The sequence below is a fragment of the Desulfovibrio sp. genome (genome assembly GCF_019424165.1).
Classification (GTDB): domain Bacteria; phylum Desulfobacterota; class Desulfovibrionia; order Desulfovibrionales; family Desulfovibrionaceae; genus Desulfovibrio.
This window is the reverse complement of sequence record NZ_JAHZAA010000011.1, coordinates 1-26053: the sequence shown is the minus strand read 5'-3', so window position 1 is coordinate 26053 and position 26053 is coordinate 1. Positions and strand designations below refer to the sequence as shown.

General features: G+C 59.4%; 25 protein-coding genes. 16 read left to right on the top strand and 9 right to left on the bottom strand.

The features are described from left to right. Positions 1-90: 90 nt before the first annotated feature. The 4 genes from QZ377_RS05910 to QZ377_RS05895 all read right to left on the bottom strand — a co-directional run bounded on the left by QZ377_RS05910 (position 91) and on the right by QZ377_RS05895 (position 4932). Positions 91-1086 (bottom strand): hypothetical protein, encoded by a 996-nt coding sequence (locus tag QZ377_RS05910; RefSeq protein WP_291440272.1) that lies wholly within the window; start codon positions 1084-1086, stop codon positions 91-93. A 691-nt stretch (positions 1087-1777) separates the two neighbouring features. Continuing rightward, a complete protein-coding gene (locus QZ377_RS05905; RefSeq protein ID WP_291440271.1) occupies positions 1778-2509 on the bottom strand; it encodes a hypothetical protein in 732 nt (243 codons plus the stop codon). A gap of 2 nt (positions 2510-2511) precedes the next feature. After that, positions 2512-3774, bottom strand: a complete 1263-nt coding sequence (locus tag QZ377_RS05900) for a sulfite exporter TauE/SafE family protein (protein ID WP_291440270.1) — start codon at positions 3772-3774, stop codon at positions 2512-2514. A gap of 381 nt (positions 3775-4155) precedes the next feature. Next, complete coding sequence (locus QZ377_RS05895) at positions 4156-4932, bottom strand: YkgJ family cysteine cluster protein (protein ID WP_291440269.1); 777 nt, start codon at positions 4930-4932, stop codon at positions 4156-4158. A gap of 334 nt (positions 4933-5266) precedes the next feature. Here QZ377_RS05895 and QZ377_RS05890 point away from each other — a divergent pair, with 334 nt between their 5' ends. Next, a complete protein-coding gene (locus QZ377_RS05890; RefSeq protein WP_291440268.1) occupies positions 5267-5455 on the top strand; it encodes a hypothetical protein in 189 nt (62 codons plus the stop codon). Positions 5456-5462: 7 nt separating this feature from the next. Here the strand turns inward: QZ377_RS05890 and hisG are convergent, their stop codons facing one another. Next, positions 5463-6356 (bottom strand): ATP phosphoribosyltransferase, encoded by an 894-nt coding sequence (gene hisG / locus QZ377_RS05885; RefSeq protein WP_291440267.1) that lies wholly within the window; start codon positions 6354-6356, stop codon positions 5463-5465. Between the two features lie 11 nt (positions 6357-6367). Next, positions 6368-6781, bottom strand: a complete 414-nt coding sequence (gene hisI, locus QZ377_RS05880) for a phosphoribosyl-AMP cyclohydrolase (protein ID WP_291440266.1) — start codon at positions 6779-6781, stop codon at positions 6368-6370. A 360-nt stretch (positions 6782-7141) separates the two neighbouring features. Between hisI and QZ377_RS05875 the strand changes: the two genes are divergently transcribed. From QZ377_RS05875 to QZ377_RS05865, 3 genes are all read left to right on the top strand, one after another. After that, a complete protein-coding gene (locus QZ377_RS05875) occupies positions 7142-8830 on the top strand; it encodes a DEAD/DEAH box helicase (protein ID WP_291440265.1) in 1689 nt (562 codons plus the stop codon). Positions 8831-8844: 14 nt separating this feature from the next. Then, positions 8845-9360, top strand: coding sequence for a hypothetical protein (locus tag QZ377_RS05870; RefSeq protein WP_291440264.1), 516 nt, complete (start codon positions 8845-8847; stop codon positions 9358-9360). Between the two features lie 161 nt (positions 9361-9521). After that, on the top strand, positions 9522-10457 hold the full coding sequence (locus tag QZ377_RS05865) for a bifunctional riboflavin kinase/FAD synthetase (protein WP_291440263.1): 936 nt from the start codon (positions 9522-9524) through the stop codon (positions 10455-10457). 242 nt (positions 10458-10699) lie between these two features. On the opposite strand, the gene QZ377_RS05860 is transcribed toward QZ377_RS05865, so the two are convergent. Further along, entirely contained in the window at positions 10700-11191 is a 492-nt protein-coding gene (locus QZ377_RS05860; protein ID WP_291440262.1) for a YbjN domain-containing protein, read from the bottom strand. A gap of 266 nt (positions 11192-11457) precedes the next feature. Between QZ377_RS05860 and QZ377_RS05855 the strand changes: the two genes are divergently transcribed. The 4 genes from QZ377_RS05855 to QZ377_RS05840 all read left to right on the top strand — a co-directional run bounded on the left by QZ377_RS05855 (position 11458) and on the right by QZ377_RS05840 (position 16534). Then, entirely contained in the window at positions 11458-12282 is an 825-nt protein-coding gene (locus tag QZ377_RS05855) for a histidinol-phosphatase (RefSeq protein WP_291440261.1), read from the top strand. A gap of 378 nt (positions 12283-12660) precedes the next feature. Beyond that, a complete protein-coding gene (locus QZ377_RS05850; RefSeq protein WP_291440260.1) occupies positions 12661-13542 on the top strand; it encodes a c-type cytochrome in 882 nt (293 codons plus the stop codon). Positions 13543-13544: 2 nt separating this feature from the next. Then, entirely contained in the window at positions 13545-14924 is a 1380-nt protein-coding gene (locus QZ377_RS05845) for a c-type cytochrome (RefSeq protein ID WP_291440259.1), read from the top strand. Positions 14925-14926: 2 nt separating this feature from the next. Then, positions 14927-16534, top strand: a complete 1608-nt coding sequence (locus QZ377_RS05840; RefSeq protein WP_291440258.1) for a c-type cytochrome — start codon at positions 14927-14929, stop codon at positions 16532-16534. 331 nt (positions 16535-16865) lie between these two features. Here the strand turns inward: QZ377_RS05840 and QZ377_RS05835 are convergent, their stop codons facing one another. Beyond that, entirely contained in the window at positions 16866-17390 is a 525-nt protein-coding gene (locus tag QZ377_RS05835; RefSeq protein ID WP_291440257.1) for a VUT family protein, read from the bottom strand. A gap of 313 nt (positions 17391-17703) precedes the next feature. Here QZ377_RS05835 and era point away from each other — a divergent pair, with 313 nt between their 5' ends. The 7 genes from era to fliQ all read left to right on the top strand — a co-directional run bounded on the left by era (position 17704) and on the right by fliQ (position 22731). Continuing rightward, positions 17704-18627 carry a GTPase Era gene (gene era, locus QZ377_RS05830; protein WP_291440256.1) on the top strand — a complete coding sequence of 308 codons (924 nt, stop codon included), beginning with the start codon at positions 17704-17706 and terminating at the stop codon, positions 18625-18627. A 3-nt stretch (positions 18628-18630) separates the two neighbouring features. After that, positions 18631-19344: a YggS family pyridoxal phosphate-dependent enzyme gene (locus QZ377_RS05825; protein ID WP_291440255.1), complete on the top strand. Its 714-nt coding sequence runs from the start codon at positions 18631-18633 to the stop codon at positions 19342-19344. A 146-nt stretch (positions 19345-19490) separates the two neighbouring features. Further along, positions 19491-20126, top strand: coding sequence for a flagellar basal body-associated FliL family protein (locus tag QZ377_RS05820; protein WP_291440254.1), 636 nt, complete (start codon positions 19491-19493; stop codon positions 20124-20126). A 292-nt stretch (positions 20127-20418) separates the two neighbouring features. After that, complete coding sequence (fliN, locus tag QZ377_RS05815; protein ID WP_291440253.1) at positions 20419-20985, top strand: flagellar motor switch protein FliN; 567 nt, start codon at positions 20419-20421, stop codon at positions 20983-20985. Beyond that, entirely contained in the window at positions 20978-21643 is a 666-nt protein-coding gene (gene fliO / locus QZ377_RS05810) for a flagellar biosynthetic protein FliO (protein ID WP_291440252.1), read from the top strand. The genes fliN and fliO overlap by 8 nt, the downstream gene beginning before the upstream one ends. Positions 21644-21686: 43 nt before the next feature. After that, positions 21687-22370, top strand: a complete 684-nt coding sequence (gene fliP / locus QZ377_RS05805) for a flagellar type III secretion system pore protein FliP (RefSeq protein WP_291440306.1) — start codon at positions 21687-21689, stop codon at positions 22368-22370. Between the two features lie 91 nt (positions 22371-22461). Further along, positions 22462-22731 (top strand): flagellar biosynthesis protein FliQ, encoded by a 270-nt coding sequence (gene fliQ, locus QZ377_RS05800; RefSeq protein WP_012624021.1) that lies wholly within the window; start codon positions 22462-22464, stop codon positions 22729-22731. 406 nt (positions 22732-23137) lie between these two features. Here the strand turns inward: fliQ and QZ377_RS05795 are convergent, their stop codons facing one another. Next, positions 23138-23944 (bottom strand): RNA methyltransferase, encoded by an 807-nt coding sequence (locus QZ377_RS05795; protein ID WP_291440251.1) that lies wholly within the window; start codon positions 23942-23944, stop codon positions 23138-23140. Positions 23945-24079: 135 nt separating this feature from the next. Between QZ377_RS05795 and QZ377_RS05790 the strand changes: the two genes are divergently transcribed. Continuing rightward, positions 24080-25756, top strand: a complete 1677-nt coding sequence (locus QZ377_RS05790; RefSeq protein ID WP_291440250.1) for a lytic transglycosylase domain-containing protein — start codon at positions 24080-24082, stop codon at positions 25754-25756. The last annotated feature ends 297 nt before the right edge of the window (positions 25757-26053 follow it).

Here is a 26053-nt window from a genome sequence, read left to right as displayed (position 1 = left end):
TTGCGAAACCAGCCGCCGTGGCAGCTTGTGGCACAGGCTGTGCGCGCTGTAAAAAACGCGTGCAGGCTGCTGCGGCCCAAGAGGCCGGGTTCAGGCCGTCAGGCGGGATTTGTTTACGCTTGCGACTTCAGCCGGGACTTCGTCTTCTTCATCCTCGGCGTCATCATACCGTTCCAGACAGGCTTGGAGGCGTTCGGAACCGGAAGCGAGAATATCGTCCCATTTCAGTTGCGGGCTCTGGGCAAACCAGTCCAGCTCCTCGGTGAACAGCAGCCGCAATGCGGTTCCCTGATCACACAGGCTTTTGCAGGTCCCCATTTTTTTGGAAAGGAAGATGTATGGAGGATCCGAGTCTGTAGCCTTGTTGGGGACAATAAAGAAAAGATATGTGGAAGCCAGAGTCATGGCAGAAAAATCATCCGGCAGGCAGGCGCAAGCTCCCCCGGCGGAAAGATTAACCAGAGAAAGCGGGTTGGGGGGGCTGGAGGCATAGTACTGGGCCAACAGTTCTTTCAGTTCTGCCCGTGTGGTGGGAAGCTCTTCCAGCGGCGTGATGCCGGCCAGACGGCTGCGCTCATCACTCCACGGAACCCTTTTATGGCGGCGCATCTGCCGCACTGCGCAACTACGGGCAAGGCGCAACCGCAGGCTGCGCAGGTCGCCTTTTTCATCCCTGATTTCTTCCAGCACTATGCCCGGTCCCTGGTAGCCCATGCGGCTGATGCCGGATTCCTCCCGCTGCTCCAGGCTGAAAAAAAATTCGCAGGTGTTTTCTTCAGCCTTGCTTTTGCCCTGCTGGACGTCTGTGTGGCGCGGCACAAAAAGCACTTCGCGGCCTTCAACATTGCGCAGTCTGCCGTGCATGACAATGTCTGTAGGTTTGCCCTCACGCGGCAGACAGCACTTGATGCGCACGGTTACCCGTTGGCGCATGGCGCGGGTGAATGCTTCCGAGGTATTGGAGTTCCAAAGGCAGTAAGAGGTAGGAGCCGTCATGGGGCACTCCGTTCCGCGTTTGTCCAGGCAGACAAAATCGTCTGCAAGGGCGGATATGTCGTTGGAGCCGATACACCGGCTCCTGTTCATGAACGCATACGCGAATGGAGAAACTATAGAACTACAGTAGAGTTTTAATGAATACCCAAAAATATATTACGTCAGGCTTACAATTCCGTCAATAATTGCAAGCATTACTGTTGCGGCATCAAGCTGCGCTTCTGGTGCTGGCCGGGGTGCAAGGGAGCGGATCTTTTCCGCCCTGTGCCGTGCGGTCAGTCATGCCGGAAGTATCTGGATTCCTACATGTTGCCCGTGCGGAAATCGCGCACAGGATGTGCAGGTAAAAGGTGCGCCTTGCTATAGTAAGTGATGTGTTTTTTATGCGCAGCAAAGCATGGCAGTTGTGCGCAGGCCAGGACGTTTTTATGTCGAGCGGATTGTGTTCCAGGGTTTTTAACGCGCCCGCCCGGTGGCGGCAACGCAGGCCGCAGCGGTATTTGTCTTTATTTGTGCGCCCGTTGACAATGGTTAAAGCTGTGTCGCTGTGCTGTGATGGACGCGTATGGCGGGCGTCGGATAGTGGTGTAGGTAAAAATATTATTTATAGTACAGCATACTTCTTGGGCGCGATAATATCAGAAAACTTGTTTGGCGTAAAGGCTTTTCGGCCATAATTACAAGAGAGGCCCCCTGTATACAGGGGGCCTCTGGTCAAAGGCTTGCTTATCTGTTCCGGCAAGGTCTTTTTGAAGTGCCGCCGGAATGGAGCTTGTTGCGGCTAGCTTTCCTGCTTGACCTTGGACTTGGTCATGGCAAGGCCCAGACCTTCAAAAAGTTCAAAGATGGCGAAGCCGTACCACAGTGTGTAAAGCACATAGAAAATGAGCATGGCGCTCATAAGCACGAGGTGCTCGGAAACCTTGGCAGCCGGTACGCTGTAGAAGTTATTACCCGGCTCGATGGCGCGGCGCAGCACATGGTCGACCACCTGAGATTCGGTAATCTTGTGCTGCTTCTGCAGTTCCTTGATGGTGGGTGAAAGCACATACCACCATGCCGAGGCTACCTTGAGGGCAGGCTCGCCATCATATTTCTGCGTCACGACTGCGGCGTCGTTATTATAAAGGTTGTCGGAGTCGTCAGTGGCCGAGGCCAGGATAAGGCCAAGGTTGCCGGAAAAGCTGACCTTGCCGTCCTCGGCGCTTACGTTGGTCGCGCCGGACTTTTCAAGCACCATTGCAGCCAGCGGAGCAAGCTCGGCTTTTTTGAGCTTTACGGTGATCTGAACGTCCTTGCCTTCGACGCTCTTGAGGTTTTCACGCACGCCGGGAATGAAGTAGGACGAACCCTTGGACAGTTCGTTGAACACGTTGTCCGCATACTGCAGGCCGGTGACATGGTTGCCAAGCTCATCCTTCATGATGGGCATGAGCATGATCACGAAAAGGATCAGGAACGAAATCAGCAGCAGGCAGCCTCGAATAAAGGGCGCTTTAGCATGTACTAACATAATCAGGCCTCCCCTCTGAGCTTACCGATGTTGGCGAAGAACTTGCTGAAGACCCAGATGCCGAAGAATGCCACAACGACCCAGAAAACGACGTTGCCCACATTTTCAATAATACCCACAATCTTGGGCGACCAGTTGAGCACTTCCATTTCCACCAGCTTTTTGGGCAGGGTGGCCGCGCGGTTGATAAAGCCCGCGATGATGGAGATGGCGTAAAAGCCGCGGATGTGGATGCCCTTGACCACCTTGGTGGTCAGAGCGCCGACCTGGATGCCCAGCAGCGAGCCGAGCAGCATGCCGATGGCCAGGGTGTAGAAGACGTAGCCGTAAATGGCATACTGGCCGATGGCCGCGAAACCGGCGGTGAATATGATCTGCAGGATGTCTGTTCCCACAGTGGTCATTGAAGACACGCCGAAGATGTACACGAACATGGGGAAGGTGACGAAACCGCCGCCCACGCCCATGATGGCGGCCAGCAGGCCCACAAAAACGCCGCCCGCGGCCACAATCCAGCCGGAAATGCGGCGGCCGCCGGGTACGAGGTCTTCGTCAAAAGAAATCATGGGAGGTACGCGCAGGCCCTGAAGCTTGACGGAAATGCCGGTCATGCCGGAGCTGCCGCCGTGGGCATCCTGGTTGGCGGCTGCGCCGCCGCGCGAACTTTTCAGAAAATCAAACAGGGCATAAAAACCGAGAAAGCCCAGCAGAACCGCGTAGATGCTGCTGATGAACAGCTCGGAAAGCAGGGGGTCGGCGTTATACAGGCCCTTGTTGATGGCCCCGCCGATGAAGGTTCCCACAACCGACCCGCACAAAAAAGCAACGGCCAGTTTACCTGATACGTTGCCCAGTTTTTTGTGGACGGTTGTACCCATGATGGCCTTGGCGAAAATGTGGAACAGGTCTGTACCCACCGCCAAAATGCCTTTGACGCCCACGGCCATGAGCGCAGGGGTGATGATGAAGCCGCCGCCAGCGCCGATACACCCGGTGATGAGGCCGGCGGCCAGGCCCACTGCTATGGATGCCAGAAAGATGTTTGTGGTGTAAAAGGCAGGCGCATAGGCGGATTTGCCGCCCAGCATTTCATGGTACTCATAGGCTTCTGCCAGGCAACCCGCAAGAATGGGAACTGCCAGCGCCAGCAAGAGAAGCAGTTTTTTGCGGTTTTTGAGGATGGAAGTGGAGACTTCCAGGTCCCATTTGGCGTAAGCCCTTGAGCCGCTCAGCAGAAACTCATAAACTTGTCTGCCAAAACTCATACTCTCCTCCAATACGATTGTGGCCGGCCAACGGCCGTAATCATGGCCCCAACAAATAAACGCGCGCGGTTTCAGGCGGCTGCGCGGCGCGCCCCGGTGCAGCCTTGTGCCCATAACCGAAAGCTTTTCTTGGATAAAAAAGAAGAGCTGCCGGAAATTTTCCCGCGCACAAAATCACCCTGACATATTCTTTGGTTTTTGTAAAAGAAATTTATCACGAGCGGTATTTTTTTCATGGTTTACAAGGAATAAAGTACCCTTCACGTGGTGCTTTTAAGAGCTTTTATCCAAGCTCTTGTCACAAAAGAACAAAAATACGCATCGTTCTGCTTGGTTTCGTGTGATTTCAGGTGTTTGGTCGTGTTATTGTGAAAAAACACACTATTGTTTTTTGGCAAGCCCTTCGCTTTGCCCGAAAATGACAAGCTCCAGCCAGTCCAGCGCGAAGTCCAGGGCCGCCACGTCACCTTCGAGGCTGTCCTGCATGACTGCGGCCTTGCGCTCTTCGCTCGTGTCCACATGGCCGAATATTTTCATGGCCGTGACAAGTTCGCGAAAGCGGTCAAGCTGGAAGAGGCAGAGTACGGTCATGGTGGCCATGCGCGGCTCCAGCGGTTTGCCCGTAGCCCGCACCAGGGCCATGAGGCGCATGTAGCGGTCGTTGGCCCTGTTGAAGGGCTGTAGTTCTTCGTTTTCCATCCATTGATGGGGGGTGCGGCTGACGCCTTCGTCAAAGCCGTGACAATGGGCCTCACGCACCACGAAAAACCGCTCGGCAATGCCGTCGGCGGCCATTTTGGTGCCGCGGCCGATGGGATAATAGCGACAGGCCCCGGGCCTGTCTTCATACACAGAACAGCCTGCCGGGCTTACAAAGGGGCAGGGTTCGCCGGGGCCGTCCTGCATGCGCAGCATGGGCAGGGGAAAGCCCGTGTCGGGAAAGGAGCGCATGGTGGTAAAGGTGGCAAGAAAATCTTCGCTGGTCATGCCCATATGCCGGCGCAGCCGCAGGATGTCATACGGTGTGAGGGGCAAGGTCAGCTCCGCACAGCAGCGGTTGAAACAGGGAACACCGGGATGGCAGTCAAAGCAGAAGGTTTCATCGGGGCCCAGTTCCGGCAGGGTGTCGAGAAAATCGCGGCTGGCGTCATTGCTCATGAAGGCTCCTTATGAGTTGTGGGCATTGTTTGCCCGGCGGCTTGCGGGGGAGGGAGAGGAGATGGGGCGCGTATTGACGCCCCGTGATTTGAAGCGGTTGCAAAATGAGGGCGCCAGCACGTTGCAGGGGGCCGGTGCGGCAGGCGTTCGCCCAAGGCGCAGGTCAGCTTCAGCCGTTGCCCGAAGGCCGTGCGGATGAAGCCGCATCATGCGTTTGTCCTGCCGGGCGTCGGGATTGCGCCTGGCGCTGCCGGGGATGCCTGTATTGCAGGATGGTTTGTGCCGTGCCGCCACGGGGCCGGTTTCGCTCCTCGGCCGGGTGCCGGGCTGTTCCATGATGCGCCTTTGGGGCATCGGTCGAAAACGGGCGGCATCCGGCATGTCACGGGCGAAGGCCGCCCGTGACGGCACGGTCTGGATACGGTTGCCGCCTGAAGCCGCGGCTTGCGACAAACAGGCCCGCCTGCGCCTGTTGCGCGGCAAGGGCGCGTCTTCGCAATTGCCTGCGGCGGTTCAGGGGTAAAACGCTCCTAGATGACCTTGTTCAGGGCGTATTCAATAATGCCTTCCGCCCCGGCTTCGCGCAGGCGCGGTATAAGGTCGCGCACCACATCAACCTGCACGACCGATTCTACTGAAAGCCACTTTTCATCCCGCAGGGGAGAAACTGTGGGCGAATTGAGCGAGGGCAACATCTCAAGTATGAAGGCCAGGTTGCCTGCCGGAGCGTTCATTTTGAGGGCAACCAGGTTCTCTGCCCGCAAGGCGCCCTGAAGCAGCAGGTCGAGCTGTTCGATCTTGGCGCGCCTGGCCGGGTCTGCCCAGGCGTCCTTGTTGGCGATAAGCACCGGGTAGGACAGCATGACGTCATCAATGATGCGCAGGCCGTGAGCGCGGATGGTGGTGCCGGTTTCGGTCACTTCCACAATGCCGTCGGCAAGGCCTTCCACCACTTTGGCCTCTGTGGCCCCCCAGGAATAGAAAACATTTACGGGTACGCCGGCCTGTTCGAAATAGCGGCGGGTAAGGCCTTCAAGTTCGGTGGCGATGCGCTTTCCAGCCAGGTCGGCGGCGCACTGGTAGGGGGCGTCGCCCGCCACGGCCAGCACCCAGCGGCAGGGGCGGTTGGAAGTTTTGGAATACACCAGGTCGGAAACGCGCACCACCTTGTCTTCGTGGTTGCGCTCGGTGAGCCAGTCAAGACCGGTGATGCCTACATCCAGAACCCCGGCTTCGATATAGCCGCCGATTTCCTGTACACGGCACAGTGAGGCCGTGATTTCAGGGTCGTTGATGTCGGGAAAGTAGTTGCGCGTATGCTTGCGGATTTTCCAGCCCGCACGTTCGAAAAGATTGATGGTGGCTTCTTCCAGCGAGCCCTTGGGCACGCCGAGCTTGATGATGGGTTTTATGTCCGCGCTCATGATTCTTTCCTTTATGCGCCGTAAACTTTTTGGGGATCAAAGACCATCGGGGCGCACTCGCTGACGGCGCCGTCCTTCCATTCCCGGTAAAAACAGGTGCGCCGTCCCGTATGACAGGCCGCGCCGCCCACCTGGTCCACAAACAGCAGTACCGTGTCGCTGTCGCAGTCCAGCCGCACAGCGAGCACCTTTTGTATATGTCCCGAAGTGCCGCCCTTATGCCAGATTTTTTCGCGGCTGCGGCTCCAGTAATGGGCCTCGCCGGTCTCAAGGGTTTTACGCCAGGCTTCTTCATTCATATACGCCAGCATGAGCACCTCGCCGCTGGCGTGGTCCTGTGCGATGGCGGGCAGAAGGCCCTTGCTGAAGTCGGGGGTGAAAGCCTCGCCGGGGGCGGCGGAAGACTGCGGTTCGGGGGCTGTCATGGTCACTCCTTGAAAAGGCTGCGCCCTGAGCGGCCCGTTATGCGGGCGTTGTTGGGCGGCAAAGGGGATAAACGTACTCGTAAGCGGCATGGGACGCAAGCGTCACATGCATGCCGGGCCGTGCATCGGGGTGTCCGTCTGTATCAGGACGCGGCGCAACTGTTGTTTCACCTGTGCCTGGCCGGGCGCTGCGGGGATTTTTGTCTGCCCGGGCGGACTGTCTCTTGTGTGCTGCTGGGGCAGGGCCTTGCGGGCCGTTTGCCGGGAGCTGATGGGCGAACTTGCGCAATCCGGCTCTCTGTGGCATGTTGACCCGTTAGTAGTTTCATATCTAAACGCGGCGTTCCGCCGGGAAAATATATGCCTGAACATCAATCAAACATCGCGCCGGACAGCAGTTCCACGGCGGTGGAAGACACATCGGCGCGCGATTCGGAAGCTCCCCTTGAAGGGCTTTCCGTCAGTGAACCGGAAGATGCCCTGCCCAGGGTGAACCTGGAAGACCTGCCTGAAGACATGCGCGCCGCCTGCGCCCGCGCGGGCTGGCAGGGCCTCATGCCTGTGCAGTCGCTGGCGCTGCCCTACCTGCTGGAAGGCCGCGACATCATGGTGCAGTCACGCACGGGCAGCGGCAAAACGGGCTGCTACCTGCTGCCCATGCTGCCCCGGCTTTCTGCCGCTCTCAAGGCTCCCCAGGCGCTTGTGCTGGCCCCCACGCGGGAACTGGCCGTGCAGGTAGAGCGTGAGGCCGCCGTGCTGTTTGAAGGCACTGGCATTGTCACCGTGGCCGTTTACGGCGGTGTGGGCTACAAAAAACAGATGGACGCCCTGCGCAACGGCGCACAGCTTATTGTGGGTACCCCGGGCCGTGTGCTGGACCATTTGCTGCGCCGCACCCTGGACCTCGGCGACCTGCGCGAACTCGTCTTTGACGAGGCCGACCGCATGCTTTCCATCGGCTTTTACCCCGACATGAAGGAAATACAGCGCTACCTGCCCAGGCGGCGCATCCATACCTGCCTGTTCTCGGCTACCTATCCCCCGCATGTGCTGAAGCTTTCCGGGGAATTCATGGCCGAGCCAGCCATGCTTTCGCTTTCGCAAAAAGAAGTGCATGTGGCCGAAGTGCAGCATCTCTTCTGCGAAGTGAAGCCGATGGACAAAGATCGCGCGCTGGTGCGCCTGCTTGAGACGGAAAATCCGGCGTCAGCCATTATTTTTTGCAATACCAAGTCCAACGTTCACTATGTGGCCGGTGTGTTGCAGGGTTTTGGCTATAATGCCGATGAGCTTTCCGCAGACCTTTCGCAGTCGCGGCGCGAAGCTGTGCTTGAAAAAATCCGGCAAGGCAAGCTTCAGTACCTGGTCGCTACGGATGTGGCGGCGCGTGGCATTGATATTCCCGAGCTTTCCCACGTATTTTTGTACGAGCCGCCGGAAGATCACGAAAGCTACATCCACCGCGCCGGGCGTACGGGCCGTGCCGGGGCCGCCGGTACGGTCATTTCGCTGGTGGACGTCATGCAGCGCATGGAGCTTGACCGTATTGCCAAGCATTACAAGATCGGTCTTATCCCCATGCCGCTGCCCACAGACGAAGACGTGGCTCTTGTGGCGGGAACGAGGCTGACGGCCATTCTTGAAGGCCGCTTCCGCAAGCTGACGGGGCTTGAACGTGTGCGTGTGGAGCGCTACACCGCACTGGCGCGCGAGCTTGCCGCAGAGCACGATGACGAAGCAAGCGTTTTGCTGCTGGCCATGCTGCTGGACGAGACCCATCAGGAAAGCCTGCGTGAAAATCGCTTTCCCGACCAGTCTTCCGGCACAGCCGGGCAGCAGGGACGTGGCAGCTCCGGCAGCCGTGGCGGCAGAGGCTCCAGAGGGAGCAATGGCCCCAGAGGCGGTGACGAGCATAAAGAAGAAGGGGCCGCCGAAGGCGGTTCCCGGACCGGAAAACGTCGTAGACGCTCTTCACGCCGCCGTGACGGTGAGCAGGGCAGGGAGGCCGCGCCCAGGAACGCGGCAGGCAAAACGGATACCGCTGAGTAAGCAGACGGGGTTCTATGCGTCACATGGACGGTACACCGGTCGCGCCTGAAGGCGCATCCCCGGAAACAACACCGGACGATGCCCTTGCAGGCACGCCGCGGCAGGCTCTGGACAATTTTGCGGCTCTTTTTGAGGACGCAGACTTTACTGTGGAACTGGACTATCTGGGGGTCGGCCGCATGCAGTTTTTGCGCCGCCGCCAGATGCTGCTGGAACTGCGCGGCCTGTACGTGGCTTTGTGGCGCCTTGCGCTTGCCCGGTCTTTTCCTCAGGACGCCGGGCAGATGTTCGATACGTTTCTGCAGGAATACAAGGCCGGTCACAAGGACAGAACCAACGCCCAGGTGCTCGTGCGCGCCCGTGAATACTGGGGCATGCTCGAACCTATGGGTGATGGAGACTTCAGTGAGGTGGCCCGCCACCTCACGTCTTTTTTTGCCCGGACAGACCAGGGAGACAAAAGCGTCAACCTCAAGCTTGTCCTTCATATCCGCAAGGTTTACCAACTCATATTCGACAGGCTTATCTAATGCTGTTCCGGGGCGCGGCTGCATATGTGCAGCGCAAGCCCCGGCCTTTGCCCGTGCCGACTGGCCCGCGCCTTACGCTATTGCGCCTGCCCGGCGGCTACGGCCCGGGCTTGCGCCAGTAAAAAATCACACGTGTACTTTTGCTTTGGAACCGGCAGAACATGAATATCGCACACTCCATTGAAGAACTGAATCTTGCGGAAAACAGCGGCCTTACCATCGGCAATTTTGACGGCGTGCACCTGGGGCATCAGGCGCTCATCCGTCACACCCTGGACGTCTGCTCCGGCGAAGGACTGACGGCAGTGGTCATGACGTTCTGGCCGCATCCGCGCCAGGTGGTCATGCCTCATCTGGGGCATATGCCGCTGACCACGCGGGAAGAGCGTTTTGCCCGGCTGGAAGCGCTGGGCGTGCGCCATGTGCTGGAGCTGCCCTTTACGCATGAACTGGCAGGTCTTGATGCCGCGGGTTTTGTGCGCGCTTTTCTTGAGCCTTTGCGCCTGCGCCATCTGGTGGTGGGCTACGACTTCAGCCTGGGCCGTGACCGCGGCGGGCATGTGGACGTGCTGCGCCGTCTGGGCGCGGATGCGGGCTTTTGTGTGGAGCAGTTGCCCCCTGTGGTGGTGGACGGTACAGTGGTCAGTTCCACCACGCTGCGCAAGCTCATAGATGAGGGCGATGTGTGTGAGGCCGCGCGCCTGCTTGGGCGTTTTCACGGTTTCAGCGGCGAAGTGGTGCATGGCGACGGGCGCGGCGCGGGGCTGGGTTTTCCCACAGCCAACCTGGCCCGCCCGGAAGTGGTCATCCCCAGAGCCGGGGTTTATGCCACTCTTGCCACCCTCGCCGGGAGCGAAAAAGCCCGGCCCGCGGTGACCTGCATAGGCTGCAAGCCCACCTTCGGCGAAAATGAGCTGAGTGTGGAAACCTTTTTGCTCGAAGGCGGCAGCGACCTGTATGGGCGGATGCTGCGCCTGGATTTTGTGGAACACCTGCGTGGCGAAAAACGTTTTGATTCCGTGGACGCCCTCAAGCAGCAGATCGCTGCGGACGTGGAGCAGGCGCGGCGCATATTGGCGGCCTTTGTTCGGCAGTAGGGCGCGGAACCGCCAGGCAAGAGCTGCTTTGTAGCCAGGCTGGTATGGTAATGTGAATTTGCGTTATTGCGCGGCGACGGGCAGCCCGCCTCGAGCGCACGGATTGCAATGCTCCGGGGAGCAAACAGCACGGGCCGGTCCTGATGGACCGGCCCGTGCTGTTTTTATCTCTGCCGCTGTTTTTACAGCCACTGGCGTCCGTTCCGTGACGCAGCCGCAAGGCACGGCTGCGTCGCCGGAAACTACAAGGGGCTCTTTTTGGACTGCGCGGCGATCACTTCGGAGATGTGCCTGAGGGATGTTTTCCACAGGTCAAAGATTTCTTCCAGATTTTTTTTGGTCATGCCGTAGCGCATGAAGACGTCCATTTCCATTGTCAGATCCAGGTCATTGTCAAGGTAGGTTCTGGTGTACACCTTTTGGGCGTTCCACTTGTTGACTTCGGCCATGGGAAAGTTTTCTGTTTTCCACATGCCGATGAATTGCAGGGCGCTACAGTTTTTGCCGTCGGTGCAGCCGGAAAACCATATGGCGTATTTGATACTGTCCATACGTCCCTGAATGATGGGCGTACCCTTGGATGTGGTGGTCAGTTCGGCGCTGCCGAAGCCCTTGGCGATTTCGAGTATTTTTGCATGGTCAGAGGCGGTAATGATATCGCTGCCGGCTACGGCTCCGGTGGCAAAAATGCAGGTCAGCCACAGGCTCAGCGCAAGCGTTAAAATTTTCTTCACAGGTATCTCCTAATAATGTTGATGCATCGTCCCGACAGGAATCGCCGGAATAAAAGGTAAAAAAGGGGCGATAGCAAATGCTTTTCGCGTATCTTTCGATGCCAGTATACAAATCATTTGTTCTTTGTAAACGCTTTTGATTCCTCATACGAATATCGGATGGCGGATGAACAGGCCGTGCCGGCATGGGGATATTGCCATCTTCCGGCCGGAAGCGACCCGCGCCGCGGGTGGTCTTTGCCCGGGCTTTGGCGTATGCACAGGGGATGATACGCGCAGATCTGCATAATCACACCCTGGCCGCTCACGGCCAGAATACCGTGGGCGACATGTATAAGGCGGCCAGCGAACGCCATGTGGACTGGTACGGCCTCTCCGAACACTCCCCCCTGCCGCCGGGTTATTCCTGCCCGCTCTACAAGGGGGACCTCAACGTGACCTTTCCCGCCTATGTGGAGGCTGTGCTGGCGCTCAAGGGCAGCGCCTTGCCCGGTGGCCCCCGAGTGCTGCTCGGCATGGAGCTGGACTGGCTGCCCGTCAATATGGGGTGGATGGAAAACCTGCTGGGGCAATATCCCTTTGACTATGTTATCGGCGGCCTGCATTTTGTGCACGATGTACCCATAGGTTCTCCGCGCAGTTGGGGCGAAGGTCTGGCCCTGCCGGAGCGCTTTGCCCGCTATGAAGCCTATTATGAAGAAATGGCCAGGCTTGCGGCCAGCGGACTTGTGGATGTGGTGGCGCATCCGGACTTTATCAAGGTCTGCTGCTATGACGACTTTCAGGCCTGGCTGCGTCAGCCGGGCAGCCTGGATAGTGTGGCGCGTGCCCTTGAAGCCATGCGGCGGGAGGATGTTGCCATGGAGGTTTCTTCCGCAGGTTTGCGAAAGGCTTTTCATGAGCCGTATCCCGGCCCGGCCATTATGGGCCTTGCCGCTGATCTGGGACTGGATATCTGTTTTGGTTCCGATGCCCATGCGGCCGCCGAAACCGTATCCCATTTCGAAGATCTGGCGCGCTACGCCCGCTCGTACGGCTTCAGCCGTAACCGCATAGCAGTAGGGCGGGAGCCGCGCTGGCTTGAGTTCTAGAGCGGCTGTTTCCTGCAGTAGCCCGTGCGTATGCCCCGGGGCTCGTGCAGAGCAGCAGGCTGGCAACGATTTTTTCTGTCCACTGCTCAACTCCCCGGTCAATCCTGTTGAGGCCATTGCGCGGCGGTGCGCCGCCCGCAAGTCCGCTGCGCAATGCTGTTTTTATGTGGCCTGTACAGCCCTTCGCCTGCCGTTCGCCTGCAAGACGAGCATTTTCAGCTACCTGTGTTGACAGGAAACTGTATTTCTGAAATCTATACTGGGACTATTCATTCGCTTTATCTGTAAGTGCCGCTATAGTTGAATCCCTACCAAATTACATAGTATTGCCTTCAAGCTATACCGGGGCAGGTAGAACAAGCCCCAGCAGGAGAAATCATGAAAAACCGCAGCGTGTACCTGGGGCTTGTTCTGGCAGGCGTACTGCTTGTCTTCGGCGTATGGGCGCTTTCTTTCTTCGGCTCGACGCTTTCCATAGAGCGGGTGGCGCTTGATTCCGACGCCGCGACCACAAGGGTTGCCGTGCCGTCCAGTCAGGCCCTGTTCAATCCGCCCCGTCCCGAAGACGCGCCGGAGAGTATCCGCGAAGAGGTCATGCTCGGCTACAGGATCATGACTGAAACGAAAAAATACGCCGGCCAGTATATCGGCAAGGACAGCCAGCTTTCCTGTTCAAGCTGCCATTTCGAGGGCGGCCGGTCCATGGAGAGCTTTTCGCTTGTGGGCGTGGGGGCGACCTATCCGCGTTACCGCGACCGCAATGAATATACCATTGATCTCGGCATCCGCATTCAGGGCTGTTTTGACCGTAGCATGAACGGCACGCCGCCGCCGCTGGACAGTCAGGTGATACAGTCGCTGCTGGTGTACCTGCAGTGGATTTCCACGGGTATTCCCGTGTACGCCAAACTGCCCTGGGCCGTTCCCGAAAGTATGGACAACCCCCACAAGCCTGATCCGGTCAACGGCGAAAAGGTTTATAAAGACGTGTGCGCCCGTTGCCACGGCCTTGACGGCGAGGGTACGGACATTGCCCCGCCCGTGTGGGGCGACGGCGCGTACAATGACGGCGCCGGCATGCACCGCATCCGCACCCTTTCCATCTTTGCCTGGCGCTTTATGCCCAAAAACGCGCCTTCCCTGACGCAGGAAGAGGCGCTGGACGTGGCGGGCTATATTCACGAAAAGCCCAGACCGGCCTTCAAGCCCACCCATTCCGACAAGATTGTGCGGCTTATCCCCCTGACGGAAGGGAATTAGCCATGATATTTCCCATATTGCATATACCGGGACTTGGCGATGGCATGACCATCGCCCTGGACGCCGTGCTGCACGTCATCATAAGCCACGGCCTGGCTATTGGTCTTATGACCATGCTCATCCTTTTTCAAACCCTGACCTGGATGGGCAAGGGAGAGCACTGGGCAAAAATCAGCCGCAGCCTGCTTGGCCCCACCGTGGTGGTCATTACCTCCGTGGGTGCGGTAACGGGCGTGGGCATCTGGTTTATCACCAGCATTCTCGCGCCCGAAGGCATCGGTGCGCTCATCCATCTCTTTTTCTGGCCCTGGTTCATAGAGTGGGGGGCCTTTACTTCTGAAGTCATCCTGTTGCTCATCTATTACTACCTGTGGGACAGGCTGGCGGAAAAACAGCCCGGCAAGCTGGCCGCGCTGGGCTGGGGCTATGTGGTCATGGCGGTTTTTTCGGCCATTCTCATTTCAGGCATCCTGGGCTTCATGCTCACGCCTGACGGCTGGCCCTGGGGACAGGATTTTGATCAGGCCTATTTCAACCCCACCTTTGCGCCACAGGTCTTTTTGCGCCTGGCAGCCGGGCTTGCCATCGGCTCTCTGCTGCTCACGGCCTGGATTGCCTGGCGCTTCAAGGGAACGGCACAGGAGCGCGGCAGCGCCCTGCGCCTGTCCGGGGGCGTTTTTCTGGCCTGCGTGGCCGTAGCCGGAGTAAGCGCCTGGGTATATTTCTCCCGCGTGCCCATGACCTATCTGACCCACTGGAAATTCGCGGTAGCCACGTCATACATGTCGCAACTGCCGGACTTTCTGCCCACCCTCAATGCCGTTGCCGTGGGCGTGCTGTGCCTTGCCGGACTTGTGGCGGTGCTGCGCAGCCGCATGGCGAGCCGCATCCTCTGCATTCCGGCACTGCTGCTCTGTGTGTTCATGGTTATGGAATTTGAGCGCATCCGTGAATTTGTGCGCGGCCCGTATCTTCTGCCCGGCTATATGTATGCCAATCAGGTTCCGCTGGTGGAAAAGCTGGCCCTGGACGAAAAGAATGAAAACTTTCTGCCGCGCATGCGCTGGGTAAACGACAACGGCAAACTGACGCCCGACATGGTTGCCGGGCAGGCCCTGTTTGCCGCCAACTGCGGCGTATGCCACACCAACGTCAAGGGCGGCCTCAACAATATCGGCATCCGTGTGGCCGGGCGCACCCTGGACAGTCTCAATGCCATCATTGACATCACCGAAAATCTCGGCCCCTTCATGACGCCCTTTACCGGCTCTGAATCGGAACGCCTGCTGCTGGCAAACTATATTTACATGCTCGCGGCGGAGCAGGGCTATATCAAGACGCAGCAGGCCCACCCGGGCCGCGCCGCCGGGGAGGTGAAGTAGTCATGAACCAGTGGACCGACCTTTTTCTCCTGCATCCCCTGTCTGAAGGCTGGCAGAACGGCCTGCTTTTCATCTCCTTTGGCCTGCACCTGCTTTTTGCCTTGCTGATTGTGGGTACGGCCATTCTGGGTTTTGTGTTTTTTCTTCAGGACTGGCTCGACCAGGATCAGGCCGGGCAGGCATGGAACAGCCGTTTCATGCACACCCACCTCGGCCTCAAGAGCCTGGCGGTGGTGCTTGGCATTGCGCCCCTGCTGCTCGTACAGATCCGCTATTCGTATTCTTTTTTCACCACCACGGGCCTGTTCGCCTACGCCTGGCTGGCGGTGATTCCCCTGCTGATCGTGGCCTTTCTGCTTATCGACGCCTTTAATCACAGCATGGAACGGCGCGCCTGGCTGGCCTTTTTTTGCGGCGTGGTGGGCGTGGGCGCGCTGCTTACCGTGCCAGCCGTTTTTACCGGGGCGCTGGCCTTGATGGAGCGGCAGCACCTGTGGGCGCAGTTCGGGCAGAGCGGCGGGCAGGATTTTGCCTCCATGCCCGCCCTGGCTCCGCACTGGCTGCTGCGCTACCTGCATGTCATCGGCGCGGCGCTTGTGCTTGGCGCGGCCTTTCAGCTCTTTTTTTCTACCCGCAACAATCCGGAAAAAGCCCCGCGCCTGCGCAACTGGATTTTCGGCGCGATTCTGGCGCAGATTCTCATAGGCATTCCGCTGCTGTTCACCGTGGCTGCCGAGCTTGACTGGACCATCCTTACGGCGCTCATGATCGGCGCGCTGGCGGCCCTGCTGGCCCTGTGGGTGCTGAGACCGGGGCAACCCGCGCCATGTGCGGGGGTCGGTACGGATGCGGCGTTGCGGTCTGCGGAGGCGGCGGCCCCGCGCAGCCTTCTCTGGTTGTTGCCTTTGGCATTTGTGGCCATGCTTGTGGGCCGCCAGTTCATTCAGGATCAGGCCATGAATCCGGTTCAGGCCGCCAACGATGCCTATCGGGCCGAAAGGGCCAGGGCTCTTGATCCCTTCCGCCAGCCCGCGCTGGATGGGTATGCATTCAAGCTCAAAACGGTCTATGACAACGGCGACACCATTTATGACCAGGCCTGCGCGCCCTGCCACGGGCTGGAGGGCAGGGGGGACGGCCCCGTTGCCGGGCGGCTGCTCATTCCGGCTGAAGACATTGCCGCCATACGCGCCAACAGGGACTATGTGTACACGCTGGTGCGCGACGGCGTACCCGGCTCGGGCATGCCCTATTTTCGTCTTTACGACCGTGAAAAGATCGAAATGGTGTTGGACACCATGGGCGAGCGCTTCGACATGTTCGGCAAGGCCGATGTGGATCCCGACCGCGAGCCGGATAGCGATGCCATGATTGTCTGGGCAGAGTCGTGCTCGGTCTGTCATGGCGTTGAGGGCGAGATAACGGAATTCGGCCATACACTGCTGCCGCCCCCGCCGGACCTGCAACAGTACTCAATGACGCATGCACGCGCTCTGGAGGTCATCACCAACGGCTATCCAGGCACGGTCATGCCGCCGTTCCGCCACCTGCCGCAGGATGTTCTGGAAGACCTGGCCATCATCAGCAATACCTTCAGGGTGGAAAAATAGGCAGAAAACCGACAAAAAGCCCCGGAGAGGGACGCCGTTGAAGGGCGGTCCTCTCCGGGGCTTTGCTGTGCGGCGTTTATGCTTGCGGAAAAAGAAGGCGGCCCACTGTGGAATATCAGGCCCGGATGCAGCGTTCGCCGTGCCGCCAGACGCTGCCGCCAGACGCTGCGGGCAGACGCTGCGGGCAGGTCGCGCATGTCGCCGCACATGTCGCCGGGCTGACTGATGCGGATCTTGTTGCCCTTATTGACGCTGAACCGCCGGAGCACGTTCGTTGTGAACATGCTCCGGCGGTATGTTTTTCAGGTCGGAAACGTTGTTGCAGGCAGGCTCAGGCCTGCATGCCCATGGCGTATTCGCGCTGTTCGCGGCGGCGCACCAGCCAGAAGACCAGAAGCGCGCCAAGCAGCTTGCTTGCACTCATGGTGATGATCGACCAGGGCGTGGCAAGGCCTATGATGAGCAGAAAAACGATGCTGTCCAGGGGCGCGCCCACCAGGCTGGAAATAAGTATGCGCTGTGAAAATGGGCGGTTGGTAAAGGTATACAGCGCCCAGTCGCCCAGTTCGCCGATGGCGAAGGCCGCGGCGCTGGCCAGGGCAAGCTGCGGCGTCGCCATATACCAGCTCACCACGCAGCCCACCAGCATGGCCCACAGCACCTTATGGCCCACCCGGCGCTGCGCGTAGTCGCGCACCACAAAGATAAAGCCCACCACCAGAGACAGCGGCGGCCACATTTCACCATTGGGCAGTTCCACAAGGGGCGTGACGGCAAACGCGTAGTTTACGCCCACAATAAGAGCGATATATGTAAGAAGGGTAAACATGGGCGCGAGAGTAAGCGCTGGCGGCATGACCGTCAAGGGGGTGCAGGGGGTGCTGGGCCTTGCAGCTTGACCGGAAGGCGCGGATATGGGACAGAAAAGCAGATTTAGCATGTATCTGGGGCTGGTTCTGAAAACGTCCGCTGCAAAAGCCGCCTTGTTTTATTCGTCGGCATTGCGGGAAAACCCCATCCCGCCGTATCCGGTACGGCCGCGCCCGTCAGTTTGTTTTTGCCGGGCGAAAGCCCGCTTTCTGCGGGCGGCATGCACTTGAACACAGCCCCTTGAAAAACTTTGCGCCCTTTGTGCGCAGCGTAGGCCGGTTGTCCGGCCAGGAGACGTAATGACCGACCTGCACTACCGTTGCGGATGGGTGGCTCTCATGGGCCCGCCCAATGCCGGCAAATCAACACTGCTCAATGCCCTTCTGGGGCAGAAGGTGACTATTGTCACGTCCAAGCCGCAGACCACGCGCAACCAGATTGTGGGCATCCTCACCGATGACGATGCCCAGACCATCTTTATGGATACTCCGGGTCTCACCCAGGTGCGCGGGCGGCTGAGCAAGACCATGATCCAGGCTGTATGGCAGAGCCTGAACCAGGCTGACATCATCATGCCCGTGCTGGACGCCCACCTCTACATCCGCCACCCTGAATTTCTTGATCGCGACATCGCCCCCGTGGCTCAGGCCCTTGCCAGCGAAGAACGCCCGATGATCGTCGTGGTTAACAAGGTAGACCTGTTCGGCGATAAAAGCCGCATGCTGCCCCTGCTGACCCGGCTGCATGAAATGTGGCCGAGAGCCGATATCTTTCCTGTCTCTGCCCTGCACAGGGACGGGCTTGCCGACCTGATGGAGCTTATCCGCAAAAAGCTGCCCAAGGGCCAGGCCCAGTTCCCCGAAGACCAGATATCCACTGCGCCCCTGCGCTTCATGACGGCTGAAATCGTTCGCGAAAAGCTGTTCATGCACTTGCGGCAGGAGGTTCCCTACTCCGTGGCCGTGGATGTGGAAAGTTGGGAAGAGGATGAAGAGCGCGGGCAGACCGTCATTCATGCCACCATCTATGTGGCCCGGCCCATGCACAAGGCCATGGTCATTGGGCGCGCAGGGCAGTCCATCAAGGTCATCGGCACTGAAGCCCGCAAGGACATTCAGACGCTGGTGGGCGGCAAGGTACATCTGGAACTGTGGGTCAAGGTGCGTGAGCACTGGACGGAAGACACGGCCTTTCTGCGCGACCTGGGCCTCATGGCGGAGTAAGGTATGGAACTGCTGGATCGCTATCATCGCGTGCTGGAAAGGCTGGACGCCGCCTGCGCCGCTGCCGGGCGGGCCAGAGAAGAAGTTTCGCTTGTTGCCATATCCAAACTGCACCCGGCCTGCGATGTGGCCGCCGTGGCCGCTGCGGGGCAGGTGGATTTTGGCGAGAATTACGTGCAGGAGGCCCTGCAGAAACGTGAAGAGCTGGAAGCTGCCGTTGCGGCTTCTGCCCTTCATGTCCGCTGGCATATGGTCGGCCATGTGCAAAGTCGCAAGGCCGGGCAGGTGGCCGGGGCCTTTGCTCTGGTGCATACGCTTGATTCGCGCAAGCTGGCCGATGCTTTTGAGCGGCGGCTGGCTGAAGGCGATGCCCGCCAGGCGGTGCTTTTTCAGGTGAATATCGCCTCTGAACCACAAAAAAGCGGCATCATGGCTGCAGATTTGCCCGCTTTGGCCGATTATGTACTTGAGAGCTGCCCGCATCTTGATGTTCAGGGCCTCATGTGCCTGCCACCGGTCTTTGATGCCGGCGATGCCGCACGGCCCTATTTTGCCCTCCTGCGTGAACTGCGGGACGGTCTGCGCTCTCGCACCGGTCTGCCTTTGCCTGTTCTGTCTATGGGAATGAGCGGCGATTTTGAGGCGGCCGTGACCGAGGGGGCCACGCTGGTACGCATAGGTACGGATATTTTCGGGCTGCGCCCGGCCAAAGCCTGACCTCTGGCACAGTGTCTGCAATAGCTGTGGGGGCCGGTTTTTGCGGGCGGCGCTGCGGAGGAATCCGGCTGTGCAGGTCTCGCCCATAAAAATCGCACGCGGCACGGCTTTGCCGTTATGTCCGCGTCAGGCCAACGGAGTTTATTATGGCGGCCAAGGAAAAAGACGCCCCGGCCCTGCCCGAGGGGCAGGCTGAAAATCCCAAAAAGAAGTCCCGGCTCAAGCGCATCGTCATTATTCTGGCGATATTGCTCATGACCTTGAGCGGTGCGGGGCTTGGCGGATACTGGTGGCTGTATCTGCGCACGCCGGCCAATGGTGCTGCCGTTTCGTCGCCGGAGGCGACGGGCGGAGACAGGCCCGCAGAGCGTGGCGCGGCTTCCGGAGCGAGGCAGGACGGGCATGCCGCCGGACTGCCCGGCGGGCAGCCCGCATCCGGTACGGATGTACGCATTGAACGGCAGAGCGACCTGCCCCGCAGCGGGGGCATGGTGCTGCCGCTGCCCCCTGTGACGGTCAATCTGGCGGACCCCTCGGGACGGCGCTATCTCAAGATGGGGATGGAAGTGGAAGTGAACGCCGATGTGTCGGCGGCCCTGCAAGCCAACAATGCCCGCATCCGCGATGCCATCATCATGCTGCTGGCAGGCAAGAGCTATGCCGACATCGCCAGCCCCGACGGTAAGGTTTTGCTCAAGGCCGAAGTGGCGGCGCGTCTCAACCAGATTCTGGGTGCGCAGCGCGTTGTGCGTGTGTTTTTTACGGATTTTGTAGTGGAATAGACGGGCCTCGGCAGGCCGGGCGTGTCCGGTGTTCAGGCCCCACGCGCAGCATCGGCACATCAGGCACAGGCAAGTTTTATTTGAGGATGCTTCGGCAGCCGCGCAGGTCGCCGTTGACGGGGCAGGCACAGCTTCAGCCATCGCGGCAGGAAGCCGTGCATGAAAAGGCCGCGCAGGCTGCTTGCGCTGCCAGGGGCTGGAACGAGCGTCCAGCAGCTTTGAAACCGTATGCGCTTTCAAAGTTAATCTGTTCTAGAGCAGTTTCTTTTACAATGCTCTAACGAGGTGACCTATGTCTCAGGAAGATCAGGACGATCTGGCCGCCCAGTGGGAAGCCGAACTTGCCAAGGAGGCTGAGACCGCCGCCGCTCCCGCTCCCGATGCGGCCGAAACCGGCGCTGCGGCTGCCGGTGCTGATGCCCAGCACCTGGCCGATGAGGCGCTGGCCGCCCAATGGGCCGCAAGCATGGCCGAAGAAGAGGAAAAGCAGCCTCACCAGTCCTTTGGCGGCGCGGGTGCGGGCATGGGAGGCCAGGTTACGGATGCCCATTTCAAGGATATGACCGAAATGGCGCGCCAGCCCGGCGACAACAAGCTCAAGCGCGAACTGGACTTTATTCTTGATATTCCGCTGGACGTGTCGGCGGAACTGGGCCGTACCCGTCTGCTTATCAACGAACTGCTGCAATTGGGGCAGGGTTCGGTGGTGGAACTGAACAAGCTGGCCGGCGAACCGCTGGAAGTGTACGTCAACGGCAAGCTGGTGGCGCGCGGCGAGGCCGTGGTCATTAACGAAAAATTCGGCGTGCGCCTTACTGACATCATCAGCCCCATTGAAAGGGTGAAGCAGCTTGGCTAGCCTTGTGCATGCCGTGTTTGCAGCGGGTGCTCTGGCCCTTTCTGCTACTGTTCCGGCCAATGGCGTGGCGGGACAGGCCGTGCGCGGCACCGTCGAGGCGGCCGCGCCGTCAGTGGCCGCGCCGGACGCTGTTTCAGGCCTGCCCGGCGGGCTGGAGCAGGTTGTGGAACGTGCTGCGGAACTGACGCGGCAGGGTCTTGGTGCTGCGGCCCAGGCAGCAGGCCACGTTGCCGAGAGTTTGGGCGACAGCCTGGAAAGCGGCCTTGCGGGCGATGTGGCAGGCAGCGCGGCGGCGCATGGAGCAGGCCTTGGCGGAACTTCTTTTTCGTGGGGCGGCTACGCGCAGGCCGTGGGCATACTTTTTCTTCTGGTAGCGCTGCTGTGGCTGGTGGTCTGGCTGGTGCGGCGCTTCGGCAAATTCAATTTTCTGCCGCGCCCTGGCGCGCTGCCCAAGGGGGCGCTGGTTATGGAGGCGCAATTGCCACTGGGCCCGCGCAAGGGGCTGATGGTGGTACGCTTCTTGAATAGAAGGTTGCTGCTGGGCGTTACCGACCAGCACATAACCCTTCTGACCGAGGAGCAGGCGCAGCATGAGCCGCAGAACAAGGATTTTCAACACGTCATGGAAGAAGTGGCTCGCGGGGCTGACAGCCGCTAGCCTTCTTTTCTGGCTGCCTCACCTGGCCCATGCCGCGCAGGACATGGCCATGCCCACCTTGCAGCTTACCCTGGCGGGCGGTGCCAAATCGCCTGAAAAAGTTTCCATACTGCTGGAAATTCTCTTTCTGTTGACCATCCTTTCCGTGGCCCCGGCCATCATGCTTACGGTCACCAGCTTTACCCGCATCATCATTGTCTTCAGCTTCTTGCGTCAGGCCATGGGCGTGCAGCAACTGCCGCCCACCCAGATTCTGGCAAGTCTTGCCATTTTTATGACGGTCGTCATCATGTTTCCCGTGGGCAAGCAGATCAATGACGATGCCCTTCAGCCTTACCTCAGTGAGCGCATTGACTACAGGGAAGCTCTGGACAAAGCCCAGGCTCCGCTGCGTTCCTTCATGTTCAAACACACGCGCGAGAAAGACCTCTCCATCTTCTATTCCATCAGCAATATGGAAGCCCCGAAGAACAAGGAAGAGGTGCCTACCATGCTTCTGGCGGCGGCCTATGTTATCAGTGAGCTGAAAACGGCCTTCACCATCGGCTTTCTCATCTATATTCCTTTTCTTGTGCTGGACATGGTGATTTCCAGTGTCCTGCTTGCCATGGGCATGATGATGCTGCCGCCCATGATGGTCTCCATGCCGTTCAAGTTGCTGCTTTTTGTGATGGTGGACGGCTGGAACCTGCTGGTGGGATCGCTGGTCAACAGCTTTCTGCTATGACCGGGCGCAGCCACAGGTATTCTGGCATCAATCTTGAATTAAAAGAGCCGCCGGTTGCGGCAGTGTCAAAAAATTCCCGTGAGGTTACGCCATGTCTCCTGATTTTGTTATCGGCTTTGGCCGCCAGGCCATCGAGTTGTGCCTTATGATGGCTTTGCCCATGCTGGGCGTTGGGCTGGGCGTGGGGGTGATTGTGAGCGTCATTCAGGCTGCCACCCAGATCCAGGAGATGACGCTGACCTTCATCCCCAAGATTGTTTGCATGTTTCTGACCCTGCTGCTGGCTTTGCCCTGGCTTATGGAGCGCATGATCACCTTCACGCGCGATGTCTTTATCAATATTCCAAACTATGTGCGGTAGCTGAAAATGTGGCGCGGCAAACACGGCATACACGCCGCCGGGAAAGCATCCCGGCGCGAGCAACAGCAGGCGATGCTTCATGTATCGGCACTGGTATAATCCGTACTGTGTACAAAAGAGCGTATATGTAGCTGGCGAATGTGCGGATCAGGGCAAGTCTAGAGAAAATTCAGAGAGATTCTGTCTTTTAACAGGAAAAGGAAATGTCAATGACATTTCCTTTTCCTGTTGTCTGAAACAGCAATCGTATGTAGGTTGGACCCCGTATGCATCCGTGACGGTTGCGCGGCAGTGCGAACTTTTGTTGCCACTGTTCGCTGCAGTGGGCGTAATCGCCCTGCGTGGTGCAGCCGCAGATGCATCAGGCCCGGCGGGTGCCGCTGGCGACCGCCAGGGCAGCCGGACTTTAGGGCTTGAGCCGTGCGGCGGTCAGGCCCAGCAAGATAGCCCCGGCCTGGGCCACGTTGAGCGAATCGAAAGACCGCGCCAGCGGTATGCGCAGCATGTGCGCGCACCGTTTGACAATGCCCGGGCGCAGGCCTTTTTCTTCATTGCCCAGTACCAGCACGGCGGGCAGGCGCATGGGTTCGGCAAAAGCGTCCACACTGGCGGGTCCGTTCTGGCCTCCGGCGCCGTAAATCATCAGGCCCGCTTCTTCGGCGCTGTCCAGCGCATGCCCCAGATTGGTGACGCGCGCTACGGGCAGATGCTCCAGCGCACCGGCGGCAGAGCGCCGGGCGGCAGGGCCAAGGTAGGCGCTGTTGTGGCGCGGCAGAATAATGCCCGCGCCCCCCAGAGCGTACAGGGTGCGGCAGAGCGTACCCACGTTGCCGGGGTCCTGCACCTGGTCAAGGGCCAGGATTATGGGCAGAGGGGCTTGCTCCACGGCTGCAAAAATATGCTCCAGCTCGCAAAAGCTGGTTGCGGCCAGCCGGGCCACCACACCCTGATGGGCCACGGCGTCACGTCCGGCTTCCCGCGTGTCGCCGCGCCTGGGGCCGCCCGGACGACACAGCCGGTCAAGCGCGGCCTGTTCCACCAGCGTAAAGCGAATATCATTTTTCCGGCAGAGGTCTTGCACCTCGCGGGCCTCGGGGCTGCGAAGCCCTTTCTTGCAGAATACGCAGTCAACACGCTGCGGGTCGCTGGACAACAGCTCCAGCACGGGCTTGAGTCCCGGCAGAAGCGGGGCTTCTTCAGATTGGATATGCATGCGCGCCTCCGCGCGGGGGCAAACGGCGGCCACAGGCTGCCGGGCTAAAAATATAGATCAACGGGCGTTCACGGCCATGCGGCTGTGTACGCATCTTCCCGGCGCATGGCAAGCCGGGCGGACAAGGAGTGCAATATGACGGAACATACTATGGACACTGTCGCGCAAGGACGCAAGGGAACAGTTGCCGGTATTCGCTTTTGTGTGCTGGCTGCCCTGTGCTGCCTGCTGCTGGCCGGAGGCTGCGCCTCGCGCCAGGGTGGCTCGGGCGGCGGCGGTGCTTCTTTTTCCGTCCCTGATGATGACCCCACGCCCTTGAGTCCCAAAGAGGTCGCTGCCCTCAATTCCACCGGACATGTGGATAAAAGCCTGCCCCCGGAAGCAATGGATGATGTGGCGCGCCAATATAAATACTTCCTGCGCAAGGGGCGCAATTCCGTGTGCGTGTTCTCAAAGCGTGCGGAAAACTACCTGTCCTATGCGCGCAAGGTGTTCCGTTCACGCGGTATGCCAGAGGAACTGGCCTACCTCGCCATTGTGGAAAGCGGTTACAGGGTGGACGCCCGTTCGCCCGTAGGCGCTACCGGGGCCTGGCAGTTCATGCCGCCTACGGGCGAGCGCTTCGGGCTGACGCAGAACTGGTTTACCGACGAGCGCCTTGATCCTTATGAATCCACGGAGGCCGCGGCGGATTACCTACAGAAGCTTCACGAGTATTTCGGCGACTGGCCCACGGCCATCGCGGCTTATAACGCGGGTGAGGGCAAGATCGGCCGCGCCAAGGCAGGCACAGGCGGCAAGGACTTTTTTGAGGTCAAGGCCCGCAACCATATGCTGGATGAAAAAGCGCAGCTGCGCGATGAAACCAAACAGTATGTGCCACGTTTTCTGGCGGTTACAAAAATCATGCGCAATCTGCCCGAACTGGGCTTCGAGCCGATCAACCCCGAAAACGCGCCCGGTGTGCTGCGCCTTACGGCGCGCCCCGGAACCGATCTCAACGGGCTGGCTGATGCCTGCGGCATGAACTGGGGCGATTTTGCTTCCTATAACCGTCACCACAAGCGCCGCATCACTGATACGAACCGCTCCACCTTTGTGTATGTTCCTGCCAGAATAGAGCGCCAGGCCATGGCCTTTCTGTCTTCGCCCCGCTGCACCGCCTATGCGGACTGGGGGGCGGTGCGTGTGGCCAGCAATGCGGACTCGTGGGACAAGATCAGCCGACGCAGCGGCATCCCCGCGGCGCAGTTGCGCGCTCTCAACCCCGGCGAAAGCCGCCTCAGTGCGGGGCAGACAGTGCTTGCGCCGCGCTCGGTGGATATGTCCGCCAGGGCTGTGGCCGCGCTGGACAACAAGGCTCAGGCCCAGTCCGGCAACCGTGGGCGGGCTTCGTCGCAGCCGGCAGGGCGGCAGGTGGCGCAGTCGGCGGCACAGGGCGGCAGCCATACGCTTCAGGCTGGTGAAACCCTGTATGCCGTGGCCCGCCAGTACAACATCAACGTGAAGGACCTTCAGGAACATAATAATATAAGCAGCCCCAATATGATCCATGCCGGAACCGTGCTGCGCATCCCCGGCCGGGCCGTGGCCCAGAGCGGGCCGGTTTCCGGCGGCTCTGACGGCAGAGTGGGCCGCAAGGCCAGTGCCGGAGCGGCAAAAGCCGCCAAAAATACCTATCTTGTGCAGGCCAGAGACAGTCTGTGGAAGATCGCCCGCGAACATAATGTAAGTGTTGAAGACCTCAAGCGCTGGAACGGCGTGGATGAAAAGACCCTGCGTGCCGGATCCGTGCTGGTGGTGGAGCAGTAGCAAGCCTGCTTGCGGCAGACGCACAGCAGCGCGGGGGCAGATTTTTGCCGCGGAGTGCCAATACATGGCGTTGCAAACCGCTTGTGTTATTGAAAATGTATAAAATCCATACGGTGGAAAAGGCGCTTAAAGCCGCGTCCCTGGCTGATAAATCGGCATTATGGCGATTTGATTGGGCAATATTTTGAAAAAAATGAAGAAAACTGGTTGACAGTTACGCCCCTTTGAGGCAAATTCCCACTTCGCGACACGGGAACGGATTGAGCCTGAGCGCGGCGAAGAAAATTCGCCGAACCG